At 59.5% G+C, this 21,032-nt stretch carries 16 protein-coding genes; 9 read left to right on the top strand and 7 right to left on the bottom strand.

Features of this window, described 5'->3' with window-relative positions; genetic code table 11:
- Positions 1-455: 455 nt before the first annotated feature.
- The 5 genes from ACTZWY_RS11380 to ACTZWY_RS11360 form a co-directional block, all read right to left on the bottom strand.
- On the bottom strand, positions 456-3,986 hold the full coding sequence (locus ACTZWY_RS11380; RefSeq protein WP_444790827.1) for a beta strand repeat-containing protein: 3,531 nt from the start codon (positions 3,984-3,986) through the stop codon (positions 456-458).
- A 532-nt stretch (positions 3,987-4,518) separates the two neighbouring features.
- Positions 4,519-4,989 carry a cyanase gene (cynS, locus tag ACTZWY_RS11375; protein ID WP_444790826.1) on the bottom strand — a complete coding sequence of 157 codons (471 nt, stop codon included), beginning with the start codon at positions 4,987-4,989 and terminating at the stop codon, positions 4,519-4,521.
- A 31-nt stretch (positions 4,990-5,020) separates the two neighbouring features.
- Positions 5,021-5,935 carry an ABC transporter ATP-binding protein gene (locus ACTZWY_RS11370; RefSeq protein ID WP_444790825.1) on the bottom strand — a complete coding sequence of 305 codons (915 nt, stop codon included), beginning with the start codon at positions 5,933-5,935 and terminating at the stop codon, positions 5,021-5,023.
- Between the two features lie 14 nt (positions 5,936-5,949).
- Positions 5,950-6,783: a nitrate ABC transporter permease gene (gene ntrB / locus ACTZWY_RS11365; RefSeq protein WP_444790824.1), complete on the bottom strand. Its 834-nt coding sequence runs from the start codon at positions 6,781-6,783 to the stop codon at positions 5,950-5,952.
- Positions 6,784-6,786: 3 nt separating this feature from the next.
- A complete protein-coding gene (locus ACTZWY_RS11360; RefSeq protein WP_444790823.1) occupies positions 6,787-8,163 on the bottom strand; it encodes a CmpA/NrtA family ABC transporter substrate-binding protein in 1,377 nt (458 codons plus the stop codon).
- Between the two features lie 206 nt (positions 8,164-8,369).
- On the opposite strand from ACTZWY_RS11360, the gene ACTZWY_RS11355 reads away from it, so the two are divergent.
- Positions 8,370-10,250, top strand: a complete 1,881-nt coding sequence (locus ACTZWY_RS11355) for a sigma 54-interacting transcriptional regulator (protein ID WP_444790822.1) — start codon at positions 8,370-8,372, stop codon at positions 10,248-10,250.
- A gap of 38 nt (positions 10,251-10,288) precedes the next feature.
- Here ACTZWY_RS11355 and ACTZWY_RS11350 read toward each other — a convergent pair whose 3' ends face one another.
- Together ACTZWY_RS11350 and ACTZWY_RS11345 are read right to left on the bottom strand one after the other, a co-directional pair.
- The gene (locus ACTZWY_RS11350; protein ID WP_444790821.1) at positions 10,289-11,479 is read right to left on the bottom strand and encodes a CaiB/BaiF CoA transferase family protein; all 1,191 of its coding nucleotides are present in this window, start codon (positions 11,477-11,479) and stop codon (positions 10,289-10,291) included.
- 77 nt (positions 11,480-11,556) lie between these two features.
- A complete protein-coding gene (locus tag ACTZWY_RS11345; protein ID WP_444790820.1) occupies positions 11,557-12,081 on the bottom strand; it encodes a MarR family winged helix-turn-helix transcriptional regulator in 525 nt (174 codons plus the stop codon).
- A 128-nt stretch (positions 12,082-12,209) separates the two neighbouring features.
- Between ACTZWY_RS11345 and ACTZWY_RS11340 the strand changes: the two genes are divergently transcribed.
- The 8 genes from ACTZWY_RS11340 (at position 12,210) to ACTZWY_RS11305 (ending at position 21,016) form a co-directional block, all read left to right on the top strand.
- Positions 12,210-13,325: a 2-hydroxyacyl-CoA dehydratase gene (locus ACTZWY_RS11340; protein WP_444790819.1), complete on the top strand. Its 1,116-nt coding sequence runs from the start codon at positions 12,210-12,212 to the stop codon at positions 13,323-13,325.
- Positions 13,322-14,578 (top strand): 2-hydroxyacyl-CoA dehydratase, encoded by a 1,257-nt coding sequence (locus tag ACTZWY_RS11335; protein WP_444790818.1) that lies wholly within the window; start codon positions 13,322-13,324, stop codon positions 14,576-14,578. Before ACTZWY_RS11340 ends, ACTZWY_RS11335 begins: the two co-directional genes overlap by 4 nt.
- A gap of 56 nt (positions 14,579-14,634) precedes the next feature.
- The gene (locus ACTZWY_RS11330) at positions 14,635-15,816 is read left to right on the top strand and encodes a CaiB/BaiF CoA transferase family protein (RefSeq protein WP_444790817.1); all 1,182 of its coding nucleotides are present in this window, start codon (positions 14,635-14,637) and stop codon (positions 15,814-15,816) included.
- Complete coding sequence (locus ACTZWY_RS11325) at positions 15,813-16,910, top strand: CoA transferase (protein WP_444790816.1); 1,098 nt, start codon at positions 15,813-15,815, stop codon at positions 16,908-16,910. Before ACTZWY_RS11330 ends, ACTZWY_RS11325 begins: the two co-directional genes overlap by 4 nt.
- Complete coding sequence (locus ACTZWY_RS11320) at positions 16,907-18,091, top strand: CaiB/BaiF CoA transferase family protein (protein ID WP_444790815.1); 1,185 nt, start codon at positions 16,907-16,909, stop codon at positions 18,089-18,091. The genes ACTZWY_RS11325 and ACTZWY_RS11320 overlap by 4 nt, the downstream gene beginning before the upstream one ends.
- 26 nt (positions 18,092-18,117) lie before the next feature.
- A complete protein-coding gene (locus ACTZWY_RS11315; protein WP_444790814.1) occupies positions 18,118-19,125 on the top strand; it encodes a TRAP transporter substrate-binding protein in 1,008 nt (335 codons plus the stop codon).
- 77 nt (positions 19,126-19,202) lie between these two features.
- On the top strand, positions 19,203-19,724 hold the full coding sequence (locus ACTZWY_RS11310) for a TRAP transporter small permease (protein WP_444790813.1): 522 nt from the start codon (positions 19,203-19,205) through the stop codon (positions 19,722-19,724).
- Entirely contained in the window at positions 19,721-21,016 is a 1,296-nt protein-coding gene (locus ACTZWY_RS11305) for a TRAP transporter large permease (RefSeq protein WP_444790812.1), read from the top strand. Before ACTZWY_RS11310 ends, ACTZWY_RS11305 begins: the two co-directional genes overlap by 4 nt.
- Positions 21,017-21,032: the final 16 nt, after the last annotated feature.

Genomic DNA, 21,032 nt, shown 5'->3' with positions numbered 1-21,032 from the left:
GACTTATTCGGATCAATCGGTTTTCGTGTATAATATGACACGGAACGAACATGTCCCGCAAGACCGTCGCCCCCAGACGTGGCGATTGTTTCTGTCCGACCCGCTTGCCGCGCCCTTTAGCGATACCCAGAACCCTGTAAAGCTGCGCATACGCGCCCCCGGTCTGACCACTCCTGTTCAGATGCATGCATCTGCGTGCAGTTCACAATTATAGGGGGGCATGTCCGAGGCCACAGGTAGATAGGCGTTGTTCCGAAGCAAGTTGCGCTGGATGCTGCAAAGGGGGGGGCGGTTTTCCGGGTGGTTTTGGCAAAATAATACCTGCCCTTGATCTGTGGCAAAACGCACAGATCAAGGGCAGGTGGGTCTGTCACTGCTGATCACGCCCCCTGAATGGCCTGTCAATACACGCTCGCAAGACCCGTCTTGTCGGACAGGCATTGGGAAGGGCTGCATCACTGCGCGAAATCCTGCATGCTGCCCAGCAAGATGCCCGTCATGCCAAGACCCGAGATATCGGCAGTCAGAGGGTTGAACAGCACCCCTTCATCAACTGACGTGTTGTTGCGGCCAATGCTGGACAGGTCGGTTTCACTGTCAATGAAGAACCAGCGTGGCTGGTTTGGGCCTTGCAGGCCGACGGCTGCGCGCAAAACATCCAGTGCATCGGCAGCGGTGATCTGGCCATCTTGATTGATGTCAGCGGCGATGAAATCCAGCGGCGCGGCAGAACCCCAGCTTGGCGACAGCCCGACAGCAAGGCGCAGAACGTCCAGCGCATCCCTTGCTGTGATCGTGCCGTCTGTGGCGGGGTCATAGGGTTTTGTTCCAGTGATCCGGATATCACCGCCCGCAGCAGTCGAAAAAATCACCTGGCCATCGTTTCCTGTATTTCCCACGGCCTCTACGGCCCCGTCGGATAGGGTCGCGTTCAGCATGACACCCGTCATTCCCGTTCCGGGCCGTCCGGTGATGGCAATCGTTGTGTCCACCGCAAGCGAGACGTCCATATCCGCAAACCGCAGCAGTTCCACGCGCGTCAGGGTATCGGTTCCACTGTAATCAGGCGTTGTTGCGGGATTGCGCAGGTCTGTGACGGTTGTTACCCCGGTGGCGTGATCGGTCTGTATGTCATATTGCGCGCGCGCGGCGCCATAGATGACATTGTCCTGCCCGCCGCCGCCGATGATGATGTCATCCCCGCCGCCGCCATAGAAGGTATCATCGCCCGCCCCGCCAGTGATGCGGATCGCGCTGGACAGGCCCCTTGCATCGATCTGGTCCCCGAATGCCGTGCCCGACAGGCCGTCAAGGTTTGTTGCGATGCCCGCCACCCATGCGCCGCCCTCGACCGTCCATTGGGCAGTGGCGCTGTTCCAGACGGCGGTGGCTTGCGTGTTGCCCGCCAGATCCAGCGTGCCGCCTGTTCCCGGCCCGGTGTCAGAGGGCGTAAGTGCTGTCAGCGCCAGTTGGTCAGCATGGGCCGCCTGCACCCCGAGCACCCATGAAAACCCGGCATTTGCCCCACTTACCCCGGCATCCAGCCGCGCGATGTCACTGACCGTAAGTCCCCCCGTCGCGCGCAGCAAACCAACAGTTTCCCCGGCGGCCAGAACCCGGTCTTCGATCAGGTTGACCGTGAATTCTGTATTGCCAGCGGTGCCTGTGCCAATCTGCGCACTGCCCGCAATGTCGATGCTGTCATGCGTTGACGCGCCAATTTCCAGCCGCACGCGCCCCGAACCCAGATTGGCATTGCCCATCACATCAAGGCGCGACAGGTCTGATGATTGCATGTCAACCAGACCGCCATCAACCACCAGATCACCGCCGAGCGCACCAGCGCCCGCTTCCAGAACGCCGTTCTGATGTAAGGTCGTCACGGAACCGGCACCACCAAAGGTTCCGCCGTCTTGCAACACAATCCGCCCTGACCCCCCGACCGATCCGATCTCGGCAGTGTCAAACCCCGCAATCTGGCTGTTCTGCCCCACCGTCACGGTGCCGGTGCCGCCATTGGTGCCGATTTCGGCTGCCGTTGTGCCCCCCGACATGCTGATCGCGGACCCTGCGGTGACATTCAGCACCCCCGCCCCCCCCGTACCGCCGCCAATAAGCAGCCCGGCCTGACCGATGGAGGCGTCCAATGTTACGCTGGCGTTGTTCATCAAGGTCAGCGTGCCAGTGCCCGACCCCAAGGACACTTCGCCCGGCGGGGGTGTTCCAAGCGTGATCGCAGCGACCTCACTTGCCGTGATCGTGAGGTTTGATGCGTCGAATGTGACGTCGCTTGTGCCCGTTCCGTTGCCCCAGCCGACGATCAGACCTGCCCTTGCACCCTGCACGGAGACAGTGCTGCCATCGGTGAAACTTGCTGCTGCGGTGCTATCCGCGGTTTGGCCAACCGTAATCGCCGCGCGGTCCCCTGCGACAAGATCGATGCTGGCGTCGTTGGCTGTCAGTGTGCCGTCGCCGCCATTGCCTACAAGAATAAAACTGTCGTCAGTGGCGGTCATTTCCAGCTTCGCGTCGGGGTTCAGCGTCAGCTGGCCTGTGCCGCCCGCGCGCCCGATTATCAGTTGCGCGTCCCCGCCAGCGCCATAGGTGGCACCGTCAAACCCGACACCGTCATTTTGCAACCGCAAGGTGGCATTGGTCACTGTCATTGTGCCATTGCCGGTTGCACCGCGCCCGATATCGACGAAGGCATAGTCGTCATCGCCGCCATGCACGAACACCCCGTGATCGGCGGCGCCGGTGCCTGTCACTGTCATGGTGCCCGTGCCAAACCGGCCAACACCCAGATACGCCTCGCCAGTGTGGCGGTTTTCTATCACCAATGTGGACTGTTCCACTGCGGCAATGCCCGTCGCCAGCGCATCGCCAACATAGACATAAGCATCCCAGCGGGTTTCCGCATCAGGTGGCCCCGACCCTTCCAGCGAAACAATATTCGCCACACTGCCATTGCGCAGGGTCAGGGTTCCGGTTCCCCCGGCGTTTTCTTCGGTATTGTAGAAATTATCGCCCAAAGACAGGCTGGCGCTTCGCTCTGCCAGCATATCAAGCTGGGCCCCGTCAAGAACAAGCGTACCTGTGCCGCCGTCACGGCCAATCCGTAAGTCCACATCGCCGCCTGCGCCAGTGCTGGCACCGTCAAACCCTTGGCCATCATTTTGCAACCGCAAACTGGCATCGGTGACGGTCAGCGTGCCAAAGCCTGCGGGACCGCGCCCGATATCGACGAATGCGTAGCTGCCACTGCCGCCATGCAGGAACACCCCGTGATCGGTGGCACCCGTGCCTGTGACTGTCATGGTGGCGGCGCCAAACCGGCCCACCGCCAGATAGGCTTCGCCCAGTCCACGATTTTCCAGAATGACCGTGGAACTGTCAATCGTCGCGGTTCCTGTGGAACCCGTGCGCCCCAATGTCAGGCTGGCGTTTCTGTCCAGTTCCGCCGGGCTGTTGGTAATCTGAATCCGGGACGCCTGCGACACGTTCAGCGCGCCGGTTGCGCCATCTCGGGCAACGACAAGGGATGCGCCGTTTCCTGACAGCTCGACTTCGCCGCCCTGCACATTCAGCGTTCCGTTCCCCCCTGTGCCGCGACCGACAATAAGGTATTCATCGCCATTGATGCCCGCGCTTGTTGCGACAGCATCGATGATGCGCAGCGCCGCGCCGTCAAGCACATTGACCACGCCCACCGCGCCATCGCGCCCGATCTGCAGCCCCGCCCCGTCACCGACTGCTGTGCTGCCCGCCGAATCAATCCGGACCGTGCTGCCGGTGCCCGTAACCGTGATGGTGCCGTCGCCATTGGCGAAGCGGCCAACGCGCACATATGGCCCCCCCCCGGAGGAAGACGTCATTGTCAGCACGCTGCCGCCATCAACCGTCAGCGTCCCCAACCCACTGACACCATAGGCCCATTCCCCAAAACCGGGGTTTTCATTAAACGTGCCGCTTCTGGAAATCGACATGGCGAAAGTCCCTTGATCAATATGAAATAGCGATAAGCAGTCGAAAAAATGTCTATGTCTGGCAGTGAATTCTATGCGGTTCTCACGAATGGCCCTGCCAGTGAGAATAAAATTGCCTGATTCTCGTCATTGGACAAGCTTTTTTTAACCAAGATGGGGGCGGTTTTGAAACGGCGTGTTGCCGGGGCAAACACTGCAGAAACCTGCATCATTCCAGCCCGAAAAGCCTGTTTTCGTCGCATCCCACAGGCGAGCAGATCGCGCGCTTGCTGTTGATTTGCGGTCCCATGGCGGCGCTGGTCTGGCCTGAATTCTGGGTGGATGGCCTGTGCGCCAGCGCACAAACATAGAAAAGCGCTGCCGAAATGCACTCGGCAGCGCCCGAAACCGGCACAGGGTTTTGCACGCAGCGCCACGCCACAATAAAAGTGTGACCATGGCGCCGCGCGGCCAGCACTGAATGCAGCACAGGGCCTTGCACTGATGGCGCGACCCCGCCGCCGCACCACTGGCGCGGTCTGGGGCGTCGCGCTTACCAGTCGTTGTATTTCAGGAACTTGCCTGTCATCTCAACTTTGACGCGGTCGCCTTTGGGGTGGGGCACGCGGCTGATGATCATGTCAAAATCAATCGCGGACATGATGCCATCGCCGAATTCTTCCTGAATGATGGCCTTCATCGTGGGACCATAGACCCCTACAATTTCATAAAGCCGGTAGATGCAGGGGTCGGTTGGCACGGCCTGTTCCCAAATCTTGGTGGGGTAGTCTTCCAGCACATCTTGTGCATCAAGGGGCAGATCCAGCAGCGCGACCAGCGCGGCGGCCTTGTCAGCGGGCATGGAATTCATCCCCATCGCGGCGGAATGAGTGAAGACAGGCGACAGCCCGATAGCGGCGGCAATTTCTTCCCATTTCATTTTCTTGCGTTTCTTCGCCGCAAGGATCAGGGCAGTTACGTCTTCTTTGGTCAGCATCTCGGTATCCATCATGTGGTCTTTCATGGGTGTCTCCTTTTTCTTATGGGGCGGGGGGTCAGCTGTTCACGGCCTGCAGCCGGGGGGCGCGGGGCGCAGGCTCGGGGTCTTCGGTGGGCGGGGTCGACAGGTCTATGCGCACCGATTGGGGCGACTGGCTTTCCCCGTCAGAGGCCTGGCCGGCCAGTTCTTTTGATCGTTTGCCAAGGAACTGCACCAGATGGTTGCGGATGGCGTAATAATTCGGGTGCTCGACAATTTCGGTGCGCACGCGCGGGCGTGGAATGGTAATCTCAACCGATTCCGCGACACGCGCAAACGGGCCGTTTGTCATCAACAGGATGCGGTCTGCCAGCAGGATTGCTTCGTCAATGTCATGGGTAATCATGAACACGGTCTGTTCAGTCTGCCCCCAGATTTTCAGCAATTCCTCCTGAATGGTGCCGCGCGTCAGGGCGTCCAGGGCCCCGAACGGTTCGTCCAGCAACAAAAGCTTGGGTTGGTTCGCAAAGGCCCGCGCGATGGACACCCGCTGGCGCATCCCGCCCGACAATTGGCTGGGCTTGCGGTGGATCACATCCCCTTCCAGCCCGACCATGGCCAGATATTGCGTGGCATGTTCCACCACCTTCTCGCGCGACCAGTTGCGATGCCGCGCCTTGACCCCGAATGTGACGTTCTTCAGCGCAGTCAGCCACGGCAGCAGCGAATAGTTCTGAAACACCACCCCACGGTCCAGACTGGGGCCGGATACGGCCACCCCGTCCATTTTCACCACCCCTGATGTGGGGTCGGCAAGGCCCGCAAGCACATTCATAATGGTGGATTTGCCACAGCCGGAATGGCCAAGGATGCAGACGAACTCGCCCTTTTCAATGCCAAAGCTGGCGTTTTCAAACACAGTCAGGGTTCCGCCCGCACCGTCGGGGAAGGATTGGGTCAGGCGCTCGACGCTAAGAAACGGTTTGCTCATGGGAAATTGCCCTTTCATTCGGCATAGGTGACGGCGCGCTGCAGCATTGCGAAAATCGCATCCAGCATCATGCCCACCAGCCCGATCATCACGATTGAAAAGATGACCGAGGTCAGATCGAGGTTGTTCCATTCGTTCCAGACGTAATATCCAATGCCGGTCCCCCCCACGAGCATTTCGGCGGCCACGATGACAAGCCATGCAATGCCGATGGAAATCCGCATCCCGGTCAGAATTGTGGGGGCGGCTGCGGGCAAAATGACCGTCAGTGCAGTGCGCAGATTGCCCAGTTCATGGGTGCGCGCGACATTCACCCAGTCACTGCGCACACCAGCGACGCCAAACGCCGTGTTCAGAAGCATGGGCCAGACTGAACAAATGAAGATCACGAAAATCGCGCTGGCTTCACTGTCTTGAATGATGAACAGCGCAAGCGGCATCCACGCCAGCGGCGATATGGGGCGCAGCACCTGAATAAAGGGGTTCAGCGCCTTATAGGCAACAGGCGACATGCCAATCAAAAATCCAAGCGGAATGGCAATGGCAGCCGCCATCGCAAACCCTGTCAGCACACGATACAGCGAATAGGCAAGCTGAATGCCAATGCCCTTGTCATTGGGGCCGGCGTCGTAAAACGGGTTGCTCAGTTGTTCCCACGCCTTGACCATCACATCGCTGGGGGGCGGCACAGCCGCGCGCGGCTGTCCCAGTCCCATCAGGATTTCATATTCGGTCAGCGCTTCGCCCATCACTTGCCGCGTAACCGAGATTTCCCACGCCCCAAGCGCCACGATCAGCAAAACCACCGACAGAAGCGCTGCGCGTTTGTTGACGGAAAGCAGTTGCATGGCCTACCCCCGCTTTATCGCAAAGCTCTCGACATAGGCTTCGGGCTGGTCCGGATCGAAGCTTTTGCCCATGATCATGTGGGATTTGTAATTCACCTCTGGTGCGTCATAGCCCAGATCTTTCATGACCTTGCGCGCATCCGAGGCCAGATAGACCTGTTCGGCAATCCCCTTGTAGTCCACATCACCGCTGATATAGCCCCAGCGCTTCATCTGGGTCAGAATCCACACGCCCATGGATTGCCACGGAAACGGGTCAAAATCGATCCGGTCCGGCACGCGTTGCACATTGCCCAGACCATCGGCGAAGGTGCCGGTCAGAACCTGCTCGATCACTGGGACCGGCTGGTTCAGGTAGTTCGTGGGCGCGATGGCTTCTGATATTTCCTTGCGGTTTTCCGGGTTGGACGCATATTGCGTGGCGTCGATAATGGATTTCAGCAGCGCGCCATAGGTGTTTGGCAGTTCCACCGCGAAACGGCGCGGCGCTGCAAAGGCGCAGCAGGGGTGGCCTTCCCAGATGTCCTTGGTTAGCATATGGATAAAGCCGATCCCCTCCCACACGGCGCGCTGGTTGAACGGGTCGGGCGACAGGTAGCCGTCCAGATTGCCCGCACGCAGGTTCGCCACCATTTCGGGCGGGGGAACAACGCGGATCTGGATGTCCTGATCGGGGTCCAGCCCGTGTTCGGCCACATAATAGCGCAGCAGGAAGTTATGCATCGAATATTCAAACGGCACCCCGAAGGTCATGCCCTTCCATTGCTGCGGGTCGCGCTTGTCCAGATGTTCGTTTGACAGCACAATCGCCTGCCCGTTGATGTTTTCCACAGCGGGCATGATATAGGGAGCGGCCGTTGACCCGGCACCCATTGTCATGGCCAGCGGCATGGGCGTCAGCATATGGCTGGCATCATACTGGCCCGACAGTGACATGTCGCGCGCCACGGCCCAGCCAGCGGTTTTTACCACTTCCACATTCAGGCCATAGCGCCTGTAGAACCCCATGGGTTCGGCCATGATGATGGGGGTTGCGCAGGTGATCGCCACGAAGCCCACTTTCAGGTCGGGCTTTTCAGGTGCGCCAAGTTCATCCATGATCAGCGCCTTGGCCTGATCCAGCGGAAAGACGGACGCCAGCGCGGCGGCAAACGCCCCGCCCCCCAACATGCCCATCATGGACCGGCGGCTGATATCATTATGGCCGAAAACCGACCGGACAACCGCGCTTTCGACCGCGCGTTCCAGCATCGCCTCGGATGTGGTGGGCGCAGTGGCGCGGGCGCGCGCATCGCTGACGCAGGTTTCGCAGCCGCAAGCTGCGCCATGGCGCAGGTCTGTTTTATGAGAAAACGGGTTCCCAAGGCTATTGGTCGACATGGCTTCCCCTATCCAGGTTGATAATCATGAAACCACAGTAGCAATTCTGCAGCGCAGAAAACAAAAGAAGCGCTAGACGTGCTGATTTTTAATAAAATATTTAATTTCAGTATGTTGTGATATGTTGGCTATGATCGTGAATACGATTTTTCGTAAATTACGATTTTTCGTGTTGCGCGGCACATATGCTGGCGGCAGGGTGGGGCATGATCGTGAACCTGATGACCCCTGATTCCCTGCTGGACGCCTTCCCGCACCCGGCCCTTGTTCTGGACACCGCAAGCGACACGGTTCTGGCCGCCAATTCCCGCGCCTGCCGCTTCCTTGGGCAGGGGCATGGCGCGGGGTTCCAGTTCGCCCCGCATATCGCGGGCAATTTTGACCGGTTTCTGGTGTTTCTGGATGAACTTGGCCATCGCGGTCAGGCGTGGCGGCGTGACATCCCGCTGCAGGACAGTGCAAAACACCCGCTGACCTGTGAACTGCGCGGCACCCTGATCGCGGATATTTCCCATCAGGTCATGCTGACGCTGATCGACCTGAATGAAATGTCGCGCCATGACCAGATTGCCGAAGCCAGCGAATTGCAACGCCTTGGCCTGCTGGAATGGCAGCGCGCACAGGATTTCTTCAATGAGCTGGAACGCCAGAACCAACTTATCCTGAATGCGGCGGGCGAAGGGATTTACGGGGTCAACGCGGATGGCAAGACGACATTTGTCAACCGCGCCGCCCGCGAGATGCTGGGCTGGAGTGCCGAAGACCTGTTGGGGCGTGATATTCACACGATGATTCACCATCACCACCTGAATGGCGAGGTATATCCAGCCCATGATTGCCCGATCTATCAGTCGTTCCGTTTCGAACAGGTCAACCGCATCGAAGACGAAGTTTTCTGGCGCAAGGATGGCAAGCCTATTCGTGTCGAATATGTCTCGACCCCGATCTATGATCAGAATGTTCTGGCAGGCGCCGTTGTCATTTTCCGGGACATCACCGAACGCAAGGAAAATGAACGCAAATTGCGCGATGCCATGCAACAGGTGCAGGAACTGCGCGAACAACTGGAACAGGAAAACGCCTATTTGCAGGAAACCATTGCGTCCGAACGCGCGCATCATGACATTATCGGCACATCCCCGGCGATTTTGCAAATTCTTAGCAAGATTGACCTTGTGGCGGCCACCGAAGCAAATGTGCTGATCACGGGCGAGGCGGGAACCGGCAAGGCGCTGGTCGCGTCCGCCATCCATAAAGGCAGTGCGCGGCGGCGCAGGTCGCTGATCCATTTCAAATGCAGTGCCGTGACCACCGACGCAATTGAAGCGGAACTGTTTGGCCAGATTCGCGGTGCGTTCCCGGGGGCGTTGCGCGACAAGCCGGGCATGCTGGAACTGGCCCATAACGGCACGTTGTTTCTGGATGACGTTGATGAACTGCCACTGGGGTTGCAAGGGCGTTTGCTGTATGCGCTGCAAGAAGGCAGCGTCACGCGGCTGGGGGACACGCGCGCGCGCGCAATCAACCTGCGTGTTATTGCCGCCAGCCGCAGATCGCTGGACACGCTTGCGCGGCGGGGCGAATTTCGTCAGGAACTGCATATGTATCTGAATGTTTTTCCGATTGACTGCGTGCCGCTGCGCAACCGGCCAGAGGATATTCCCGCGCTTGCCGCGCATTTTCTGGCGCTGGCGTGCAAACGTCTGAACATGAAACCGCCCAGCATTTCGCGCCATTCCATGGAGAAGCTGATCCGCTACGAATGGCCTGGCAATGTGCGCGAATTGCAAAACGTGATTGACCGCGGCGCGATCATTTCGACAGGTGGCAAGCTGCAGGTGGATCTTGCGCATCGACCGTCCCCGGTCGGGTCCAGTGCGGCAGTCGTGATGACAGAAGCGGAATTGTCGTCTGTATGGCGTGCCAATCTTGTCAATGCGCTGCGCGCGACCCAAGGCAAGGTCGCGGGCGAAGATGGCGCCGCCCATCTGCTGGGCCTGCAACCGACCACATTATATTCACGCATCAAGAAGCTGCGTATCCAACCTGACGAATGGCTAGGCCCCGACATGGCGAACCACATTTAGGGATGGTGTTGATGCGGGCTATCGGTGCGGTCTTGTTGTCATGCAACTGGCGGCATCTGCCAATCTTCCGTCATGCCCAGCTCGGCCAGAATTTCGGCGGAATGTTCGCCAAGGGCGGGCGGGGGGGCGTCATGGCCGGGGCCGTCATGGGCGAACTGAAAACCGGCATTCAGGATCTTCGCCATAGGCACATGCGGGTTGGGTGTTGGCACGTCAAGGGTCAGATTGCGCCCTTTCAACTGGTCCAGGGCCAGCGCTTCGGACACACTGCGCACCGCCCCTGCGGGCACGCCCGCGCGGGCCAGCAGCGCTTCGCATTCAACAGCGTCATACTGGGCAAATGCGCTGCGCAGTTCGGCTTGCAGCGCGTCGTCATTGGCTATGCGCGTGTCAGAATTCCTGAACCGCGGGTCCTGAACAAGCCTTTCCAACCCAAGCACGGCACAAAGCCGCTCGAACTGGTTTTGCTGAACAGCCCCGATTGTGATCGGTTGATCGCGTGTGGGGAAGGTATCGGCGGTGGGAGCCAGGGAAAAGCCGCGATTTCCCGTGCGAACAGGGGCCAGACCGGAAATCAGCATCGGATAAACCACCGACGCCATCATCACCAGCGACGCGTCAAGCATGGCGACATCAACAAATTGCCCCTGCTTTTGCGGGTCGCGTTCCCGCTGAAGCAAGGCGGATTGCACGGCAAACGCAGTCATCAGCGCACTGTAGGTGTCAACGACCGGAAAACCAATTCGCATGGGCGGTGCGCCCTCTTCGCCCGATAGTGTCATCAGCCCGGACACGCTTTGAATGATCTGGTCAATGGCGGGGTGGTCGCGCATCGGCCCGTCCTGACCGTATCCTGACACCGAGCAATAGATCAGCGACGGGTTGTCTGCCATGACGCGCGCATGGCCCAGTCCCAGCCGGTCAATCACACCGGGGCGGAAATTTTCGATCATCACATCGCTTGTCGCGATCAACCGCCGTGCAGATTCCTGCCCGAATTCTGACTTCAGATCCAGAACCAGCGATTTCTTTCCTGCATTCACGCCGATAAACGGTTCGGCCATGCCGCGCAGTTCCTGCCGCTGGGTGTAGTTGCGCAGCACGTCGCCTGTTGGCGGTTCCACCTTGATGACCTCGGCGCCCATCAGGCGCAGGAAATGTGTTGCAAGCGGGCCTGCAATCACATGCGAAAAATCCGCGATACGCATACCGGCGAGTGGCTGCCCCATGATGGCCCTCCGTGTAAATTAGTTCATGTTATGAACTTTATATGGGGCAGGGTCAAGTTTCCAGCGGATCAGGGCGATCAGTCCTTAAGCGTCATACGTTGCGGCGACGGGGCGGCGCGCTGTGATGCGCGCGCCGCAAGATGCTGATGCAGGCGGTTCAGCAAGTCCAGAAGCGCGGCGCGATCCTCTGTGCTGAAAGGGTCAAGCATGGCCTTGTGTTGCGCATCCATGCGTTGCATCAACTGGTCATGCCACGCCAGCCCCGCCGGTGTCAGCGAAAGGGCGTTGTAGCGCCGGTCGCTTTGAACCTTGCGCCGCTGCACCAGTCCGCGTTTTTCAAGGTTCTTGATCAGGCTGGCCACAGCGGATTTCTTCAAAACAATATACTGCGCCAGGTCGTTTTGCGAAATGCCTTCATTCTCGCGGATCAGGCTAAGGGTCGCAATTTCCCCATGTTCTGTGTTCATGTCGCCAAAATGTTCGGCATTCTCAGCGCGGATGAAAGCCCGTATCGTGCGCGACAGAAACGGCAGGTTTTCGCGCAAATGCCCAAGCTTTATTGAATCGACACAGGACGGGTCTGCGCCTTCGGGTTCAGTCATCGGGGCCTCTCTCGGGTTTTCATTGACCCTATAGAACGGGCGGCCCCGCTGTCAAAGGCAGAAAAGGGGATTGACACATGCACCATTAACAGTTCATTTAATGAACTAATATCACGAAAGGGTGCGACGTGACGTCAGATGATGCGGCCAACATGCTGGAAAACGCCTTTGCCTTGCGCGGCACAGTGCTTTCGACAGATATGATCGGCATATTCGGCGAGGGGTTCCCCGAAATCCTTTTGCGGGCCACTGGCGCGCCGGTCACCTGCCTGCATATCCTGCCGCAAGATGACACTGCCGATGCCGGGCAGGATGTGGCCGATTGCATCGAACCCTTTGTCGACCATGCTGTGCAGCGCTTTCTGCACCGTTTCGCCTGTGGCTGTTTCAATGACCTGCGGGCAATTATCTTTTGTCGTGATGATACGGCCGCGCTGGTCGCGTATCAATACGCGCTTGAATTGCGGCGGCTGGGGCTGGCCCCTGCCACCCCGAAGCTGATCTTGTGGAACCTTGTTCATGCGCCCCATGCGCATGGGTTCAACATGCTGCAGTTGGAAACGCTGTGGCAGCATCTGGAAATTGCACCGCCCACACCTGATGCCCTGTCACTGGCCCTTCAGGACGAACATGCGCGCGCAACCGCACTTTCGGAACTGACACAATGCCGTCTTGCCACGGATGCCCCCGTTCGCGCAGGCACAGCGATGACGTGGCATGTGGCGGGTCGGTGGATGGGGGGGGCACAGCATGCGGCGCTGTTGCGCGCGGCCCTTGGTGCGGCCACGCAACCGCCCCGACAGGCCCCCCGTCTGGGCCTGATTGGTGCGGCCATCACGCAGACAGGCGTTTATGATATGATTGAGGCCCATGGCGCGATTGTCTGCGACATGCAGCCTTTGGTTGCGGCCTGGCCCGTGGATTTGCCTGCTACCGCGACGCCGGACGCCATTCTGAAGGCCGCTGCTTCCGATACCGATTGCCAAAGGCTTGTTCCCCCCGATGCCTACACCGACACGCTGATAGATCGCTTGCTGGCGGCGCAATGTGACGCGGTCATCTGCCAGCTTCATCCACATGATGACGTGTTCGGTTGGGACGTGCCGCATATCAAGCAACGTCTGGGCGCGGCGGGCATCCCGCTTGTGGACCTGGGTTTTGTTGACGCGGTTCCCGCAGATCACCGCCTGGCCGCACTGGATGCGGTTCTGGCAAAAGACCTGAAACAGCGGGGGCTGGTATGAGCTATACGCCACTGAATGCAACAATGGCCGCGATGAGCTATCAGCGCGACTGGGTGCAGCACTTGCGCGAAAGCATCAAGGGCGGGGAACAATTCGCCTTCGTCAACGCAGATACGCCGCATGAACTGTTCCACGCGATGGGCATGCCGATTGTCACCAATCAATGGTGGTCTGCGGTCATTGCCGCCAAGCAATTGTCCGAGCATTATCTGGACCGCGCAACGGAAATGGGCTTTCACCCCCATCTTCCGCGCTATTCCAGCCTGCCGCTGATCGCCGCGCTTGATAACGACCCCGCGCGCCAGCCATGGGGCGGTTTGCCCACCCCGTCCATCCTGTGCGCCCGCCAAAGTTCTGATGAACATCAGAAAGTATTTGCCCTTTGGGCGAAAGCGACGGGGGCGCCGTTGCATCTGCTCAGCGCGCCGGGCGTGCCTGACCCCGCACCGCGCTGGTGGGAACTGGCGCGCGACAACTGGGAACAACTTTATCACCCGGACCGGCTGGATCTGATGGTCGCGGAAATGAAAACCCTGATCACGACATTGGAACAGATGACGGGCAGGCGTTTCGACATGGATGAATTCGCCCAATACATGCACGCGATAAACCGGCAGGAATCGATCTTCGAAGACGTTGATCAGATGATCGCGCAAGCACCCAAAGCGCCCTTGCGCATTTCCGAACAGATCCCGAATGTCATGGTGCCACAATGGCACCGCGGGTCGGACTGGGCCTTGGCGCATGCCGCCACCTTTCGCGATGAAGTGGCGGACCGGATTGCGAATGGGCAGGCCGTCTGTCCCGATGAACGCATCCGCATGATGTGGATCGGGGCAGGGCTTTGGTTTGATACGGATTTCTATTCGGCATTCGAAGACACCCACGGGGCAGTGTTCGTGTGGTCGATGTATCTGCCATTTGCGGCAGACGGGTATATCCGCAAGATCGGGGATGACCCGCTGCGCGCGCTGGCCGCGCGCATGTCCCTGATGAATGAGCAGTTGCACCAACCGCCCTGGGTGAATGAATGGCTGGTTGAACAGGCGCGGCGCTACCGGATCGATGCCGCCGTCATGCTGGTACCACGCCATGACAGGTTTTCGGGCTATGGGTCGGGATTTGCGCGCCGCGCACTGGAAGCGGCGGGTGTGAAAGTCATCGAAATCTGGTCCGACATGGTGGACCGGCGCGACTGGAACCGCGCGGACATGCAAGCCCATGTCGGCAAGGCGCTGGACGGAATACGTTGAATTGCCCTAAATAGTTCATATGATGAACCGTTGGGGCCGGATTGCTTGGGGGAAACATGCGCGCATTAGACGGTGTAAAGATAGCTGATTTCAGCTGGGTTGGTGCCGGACCACGGGCCACAAAGGATCTGGCCGACAATGGGGCCATGGTCATCAAGATCGAATCGGCGCGCAGGCTTGATCTGGGGCGCCGCTCGCCGCCTTTTGCAGGCAAGTCTGACGATCATGACGGATCGGCCTTTTTCGCGCAATCCAACACCTCGAAGAAAAGTGTGACGCTGAACCTGTCGGACCCGCGCGGGGTGGAACTGGCGCGCCAGCTTGTCCTGTGGGCCGATGTCGTGGTGGAAAACTTCGGCCCCGGCTATATGGAACGCATCGGGCTTGGCTATGATACCCTGCGCCAGATCAAGCCGGACATCATTCTGGCCAGTGTGTCAGTTGCGGGGCGCAGCGGGCCTATGGCGGGGTTTCGCGGATATGGCAATTCAGCCGCCGCGCATTCGGGGCATGCCGCGCTGTCGGGATGGCCGGACCGGCCCCCCCATATGCCACCACTTGCCTATGGCGATGTCATCGCGCCCATGTTTGCCACTGTGGCCGTGTTGTCGGCGCTGGAATACCGCCAGCGGACGGGCAGGGGGCAGCATCTGGACATTTCGCAGATTGAACCGATGGTTCATGTCATTGCCGACCTGTTTGCCGAACCGCAGGCCCGCAAAACCGGCAATTCGGACCCCGTGATGTGCCCGCATGGCGTGTATCCCTGCCGGGGCGCTGGAAAATGGATTGCGATTGCCGCTGAAACCGATGTGCAGTGGCGCAGCATTTGCGCCGTGCTGGACCTGCCCGGCGACCCCGCGTTTGACACCGCACCGGGCCGCATCACACATGCAGATGCCATAGATCAGCAGATTGCCCGCGCCACGGCGCTGATGGACCGTGACACATTGCTGGCGGACCTTGCTGCGGCAGGCGTGCCGGCGGCAGCGGTGCAGGACGGGCGCGACGTGTTCGAAGACCCCGAATTGCGCGCGGCGGGCCATTTTGTGGCCGTGGATCATCCTGTTCTGGGCACGTCCATGATGCCCACCCCGCCGATGAAATTTTCGCACACCCCCGCATGTGTGACCGCTGCCCCCTGTCTGGGGGCGCATAACAGGGACGTGTTTTGTGACATGCTGGGCATGTCCGCGCGCGATGTCGAAGACTTGCACGCACAAGGGGTCATCGCATGAGCCAGCTTCAGGGAATTCGTGTTCTGGAACTGTCCGACGGTCTGGTGGATCTGGGCGGGCGCATGCTGGCGGAACTGGGTGCCACGGTCATCAGCATATCGCGCAGGGACACGGCCACACCCGCGCGTGAACTGGCATGGGGCCATGGCAAGCACCGCTATAGCTGGCCGGATGATATGTCGTCGCTTTTTCCGGTGCTGGCCGGGGCAGACATGTTTCTGGAGGATCGCAGGCGCGGCGCTGTCTTGCCCGAAAACCTGTTGGTGGAAAATGACCGCCTGATCCATGTGATCGCGCGGCCCTACAGTGCGGATGGGCCGCGCAGCGGCCATGTGGCCACAGACCTGACGCTGATGGCGCAAAGCGGGCTGATGCATATTACCGGCGACCCAGATCGCCCGCCGCTTCGGTTTCCCGGCGAACAGGCCTATGCGCTGACAGGAATTCAGGTGGCAACGGCGGGGTTGATGGCCCTTCATGCGCGCCACCGCACCGGGCAGGGGCAGCGCGTCGAGGTGTCGGCGCTACAGTCCACAACGCTGGCGAATTACCGCGAAGCCATCATGTATGAATGGACAGGACGGATTGGCACACGCACGGGCAACCGCCTTGTGCGCGGCAAGTCGGGTGTGCGCCAGGTCTGGCCCTGCGCTGACGGGTATGTGACATGGTCCATGATCGACAACCCGAACATGATGCGCGCCGTCGTCAAGGTTCTGGAACAGCACGATGCGGCAGGCGAACTGGCAGAAGTGGACTGGGCGGCAATTCTGGTCGCTGACATGCCCCAGGACGTGATCGACCGTTGGCAAAGCATTCTGGAAGCGTTCTTTTTGCGTCATCCCAAAAATCAGCTTGGGCAATGGTCGCTTGAACTGGGCTGGGGGCTTTCGGTCATTCAGGACCTGGAGGAGGTGCGCGAAAGTGACCATTTATCCGAACGCGGCCTGTTCGTTCCCATCGCAACCGATGCAGGCACAACACGCCTGCCGGGGCCGCTGTTCGGCCATGGCGCGGGCGGCCGGGCCCCCGATCGGACGCTGCTGCCAAAGATGCCGCTGAACGACTTTCCCGGCTGGGAGGCATTTGAATGACCGCGCTGCAAGGAATAAAGGTGCTGGATTTCTCGCGTTTGTTGCCGGGGCCGTATTGCACATGGCTGCTTGCCGACATGGGCGCAGATGTCATTCGTCTTGAAAACCCGCGCGAGTTGGACAAACAGGCGAAGGTTTTTGGCTGGGACCGCCTGTCGCCGGACGCGCGCGCCGATATTCGGCACAACGACATCCTGTCGCGCAACAAGACATCGATGAAACTTGATATCGGCAACCCGGACGCGCAGGCGCTTGTCAAACGGCTGGCGCGCGATGCCGATGTCGTGGTCGAGGATTATCGCCCCGGCGTTCTTGCCAGGTTGGGGTTGGGGTTTGACGATCTTGAACGGGTCAATCCGGGGCTGGTGTATTGCAGCGTGACCTTATGCGGGCAGACTGGCCCTTACCGCGACAAACCGGGCCATGACCCGGTTGCGCTGGCCGTGTCGGGTGCGCTGTCGCGGATGGGCGAAAACGCTGATGCACCATCCTTCGCGGGGGTGCCTGTTGCAGATGTTGTCACAGGAACGCATGCGGCTTTTGGTATTCTGGCGGCCTTGACCGCGCGGGCGCGCACAGGTCGCGGCCAGCATGTCGATATCGCCATGAGCGATTGTTCCATGGCGCTTCTGGTAAATGTCCTGTCACGCCATCCTGACCCTGCCACCATCCCGCCGCGCGGAACGCGCCGCGCGGATATGGGGCTATGGCGCACGAAAGACGGGAAATTCATTGTGACCACAGATATGGAACCGCGCTATTGGCGGCGCTTCTGTGATGCGGTGGGAAAACCGGAATATGCGCAATTGCAGCATGACATCACGTCGTGGCCAACAATGCGGACAGAGTTGGAACGCATATTTGCCACGCGCACACGCGATGAATGGCTGGACGTGCTTGCCGCCGCCCAAACCCAGTTCAGCGCCGTGCATGACATTCAGGATGCGCTTGCAGACGCGCATAATATAGACCGCGGGATGGTGCTGCGCGTGCAATCCGATACAGGCCAACAGCTGCGCCACATCGGAACGCCTGTCAAACTGACGGGCACGCCCGCACAGTTTCGCAATCTGGCCCCGTTACCCGGTCAGAACCGCGATGAAATCCTGCACGCGGCGGGGCTGAAGGCGGATGAAATCACCGCCCTTGCCGCGGCCGGCGCGTTCGGAGACGACACTTGACCTAACCATCAAATCGGGAGGAAACGATGGCGAACCTTACTGGAACTGCACTTGCGGGTGGAATTTGCACCATCCTTGGGCTGGGCATGGCAAATGCCCAGGAATTTCGGCTGACCTATGCGTCGCCCTATGGCCCGACGCACCCCTATGGCGAAGCGGATCAGGCATGGATTGACCGCATTCATGAACAAACCGACGGGCGCGTTGAAATCACGCCCTTCTGGGGGCGGTCATTGATCACCAGCCGCGAGGGGATTGACGAACTGGCGGCAGGGGTGGCCGATCTTGCCTATATCGCGCCGATCTATGCCAGTTCCGGGTATGAATTGTCGCGCAACACGCCATCGTTCTTTTATGGCTATGAAGACGCGCTTGAAGTTCTGGACGTGTATCTGGAGCTGTGGAATGATTTCCCCCAGTTCGAGGAGGAGATGGACGGCGTCAAGGTTCTGGGCTTCAATGTAGGCACGCCCATGCATCTTATGCTGCGCGACCGCCCCTTCCAGCAGCTTGGCGACCTTCAGGGCCTGCGCATCCGGTCTGCAGTTGACTATGTCAGCGCATTGGCCGGTTTTGGCGCTGAAGGGGTCACCATGCCAATGACAGACACCTATCCCGCGCTGGAACGTGGCGTGGTGGACGGTGTGATCGCACCTTATGAGGCGCTGCGCTCGCTCAGCTTTGCGGAAGTCATCAACTACTACTCCGAATTGCCCCATAGCCGGGGGGCCTATCCTTCGCGGGGCATGAATGGTGCTGTCTGGTCGCGGCTGCCTGCGGATATTCAACAGGTGTTTGAAGACAACATCCTGTGGCTGACGACCACGACCTATGAACTGGCACAAGCGTCCGAAGACGCGGGCCGCGCCTATGGTGAAGAACTGGGTGTGGCCTTCAATACCGTGGAGGACAGCGTGATCACCGAATATTCGGCCGCCTTCGCAGAACCTGCCCGCGCCACAGCCCGGCGGCTGGACGCGCTTGGTCTGCCGGGGACGGAAATTCTGGACCGCGTGCGCGCCCCCCGCGACTGAAGCGCTGACTTGAACGTGGCGGGGGCTGCCGTGTCCCCGCCATGCCCCGCTTTCCCAAACACTCAAGGTATGGATATATGCGATACGCTCAGCGCATTCTGGATTTCCTCAGCCGTGTGTCGGGCATGATTGCAGTTGCAGGCATTCTGGCCCTTATGATGCTGACCGTGGTGACGGTCGTGTTCCGCGCCATCGGAATAGCATTTCCCGGCACCTACGTCATTGCGGAGCTGTTGCTTATTCCGGCCATCAGCTTTGCGCTGGCCTATGCGACGATGCAAAACGAACATACCGGCGTGTCGCTTTTCGTGGAACGGCTGCAGCACCGGCGGTTTCGCCTGACGCTGAAGGGGCTGATGCTGGGTTTGGGGTCGTTGTTCTGGATGGCGGTTGCGCTGGCCACGATACGCGAAGCCATCCGGCGCGGCGCACAGGGCGAAACATCCCCCATCATCAATATCCCGATTGCGCCCTTCAGGTGGATGATGGCAACCGCCATGATCCTGATCTGCGTGACGCTGCTGTTCAAGGTTGTCCAGCTTCTGTTCGGACATGACGACAGCATCAATACCCCCGAAAAACTGGAAAACAAGCTATGAGCACTGTCGCAATCGGATTCATGGGGCTGGCTGTCGTTTTCGCCCTTATTGCTGCGGGAATGCCGATCGGGTTTGCGATGGGGCTGGTGGGGTTTGCCGGTTTTGCCGCGATCATCAGTTTCGATGCGGCAGTGGTGCGGATCGGGGTGACAACTTACGGGATTGTCACCAACCACGCCATCGGGACCATTCCGTTATTCCTGTTCATGGCGCATCTTATGTTTGCGTCGGGCATTGGCAAGGACATGTATGAATTCGCGGCAAAATGGATTGGTCGCAGGCGTGGCGGGCTGGCCATGGCAACGATCGGGGCATCAGCGGGGTTTGCTTCGGTCAGCGCGTCCAGTCTGGCGACAACCGCCACCATGGGTCTGGTGGCCATGCCTGAAATGCGCAAACATAAATATGACCTGTCGCTGGCCTCTGGCAGCGTGGTTGCGGGCGGCACTATCGGCGCGCTGATCCCGCCATCGGGAATGTTCATTATTTATGGAATTCTGACAGAAACATCCATCGGTGCGATGTTTGCCGCCGGTATTATTCCGGGCATCTTGCTGGCGGTGTTCTACATTATCACGATTGCCATAATCTGCCGCATCAACCCGGATGCCGGCCCGCGTGGGCCGAAATATACCTTCCGCGAAAAACTGCGCAGCTTCAAGACAACCGGAGAAGTGATCTTTCTGTTTGGCCTTGTGATGGGCGGCATTATTCTGGGCTGGTTTACCCCCACTGAAGCGGGGGCTGTGGGCGCATTCGGGGCTATTGTCATCACGGCGGCGCGCGGCCGCCTGACATGGGCCACTGCGCGCACGGCAATTTATGCGACTGTGAAAACGACAGGCATGATCTTCGGCATTCTGTTCGGGGCGCTGGTGTTCAACAGTTTTGTCACTGTCACGCGCATACCGCTTCACATTGTCGATTTTGTCAGCAATAGCGGCTTTGCGCCCATGACGGTTCTGTTGTTGATACTGGTCGTCTATTTTGTGCTGGGCATGGTGCTGGACGCATCCGCGATGATGACCCTGACAGTGCCACTGTTTTTCCCGCTGGTCACCAATTTGGGGTTTGATGCTGTTTTGTTCGGCGTGCTTGTGGTGCGCATGACCGAGATTGCCCTGATCACGCCGCCGGTCGGGATGAATGTGTATATCCTGTCAGGGGTTGCACGGGATGTGCCGTTAAACAAGATTTTCCGTGGCGCGCTGCCTTTTGTGGGGGCAGATATCTTGCATGTCGCGCTGTTGATTGCCTTTCCTGTGCTGGTTCTGTGGCTTCCCTATCTTTAGGGGGGCGGTTGCGGGC

Origin of the sequence: Roseinatronobacter sp. NSM (assembly GCF_052379845.1) — a bacterium.
GTDB lineage: Bacteria > Pseudomonadota > Alphaproteobacteria > Rhodobacterales > Rhodobacteraceae > Roseinatronobacter.
The sequence above is the reverse complement of the archived record's forward strand: the minus strand, read 5'-3'. Positions and strand labels throughout refer to the sequence as shown.

Coding starts and splice junctions, on each gene's coding strand:
- ACTZWY_RS11335 (WP_444790818.1), top strand. CDS start 13,322: ATGAGCTATACGCCACTGAATGCAACAATGGCCGCGATGAGCTATCAG.
- ACTZWY_RS11355 (WP_444790822.1), top strand. CDS start 8,370: ATGATCGTGAACCTGATGACCCCTGATTCCCTGCTGGACGCCTTCCCG.
- ACTZWY_RS11315 (WP_444790814.1), top strand. CDS start 18,118: ATGGCGAACCTTACTGGAACTGCACTTGCGGGTGGAATTTGCACCATC.
- ACTZWY_RS11380 (WP_444790827.1), bottom strand. CDS start 3,986: ATGTCGATTTCCAGAAGCGGCACGTTTAATGAAAACCCCGGTTTTGGG.
- ACTZWY_RS11320 (WP_444790815.1), top strand. CDS start 16,907: ATGACCGCGCTGCAAGGAATAAAGGTGCTGGATTTCTCGCGTTTGTTG.
- ACTZWY_RS11350 (WP_444790821.1), bottom strand. CDS start 11,479: ATGGGGCAGCCACTCGCCGGTATGCGTATCGCGGATTTTTCGCATGTG.
- ACTZWY_RS11360 (WP_444790823.1), bottom strand. CDS start 8,163: ATGTCGACCAATAGCCTTGGGAACCCGTTTTCTCATAAAACAGACCTG.
- cynS (WP_444790826.1), bottom strand. CDS start 4,989: ATGAAAGACCACATGATGGATACCGAGATGCTGACCAAAGAAGACGTA.
- ACTZWY_RS11345 (WP_444790820.1), bottom strand. CDS start 12,081: ATGACTGAACCCGAAGGCGCAGACCCGTCCTGTGTCGATTCAATAAAG.
- ACTZWY_RS11305 (WP_444790812.1), top strand. CDS start 19,721: ATGAGCACTGTCGCAATCGGATTCATGGGGCTGGCTGTCGTTTTCGCC.
- ACTZWY_RS11330 (WP_444790817.1), top strand. CDS start 14,635: ATGCGCGCATTAGACGGTGTAAAGATAGCTGATTTCAGCTGGGTTGGT.
- ACTZWY_RS11370 (WP_444790825.1), bottom strand. CDS start 5,935: ATGAGCAAACCGTTTCTTAGCGTCGAGCGCCTGACCCAATCCTTCCCC.
- ACTZWY_RS11325 (WP_444790816.1), top strand. CDS start 15,813: ATGAGCCAGCTTCAGGGAATTCGTGTTCTGGAACTGTCCGACGGTCTG.
- ACTZWY_RS11310 (WP_444790813.1), top strand. CDS start 19,203: ATGCGATACGCTCAGCGCATTCTGGATTTCCTCAGCCGTGTGTCGGGC.
- ntrB (WP_444790824.1), bottom strand. CDS start 6,783: ATGCAACTGCTTTCCGTCAACAAACGCGCAGCGCTTCTGTCGGTGGTT.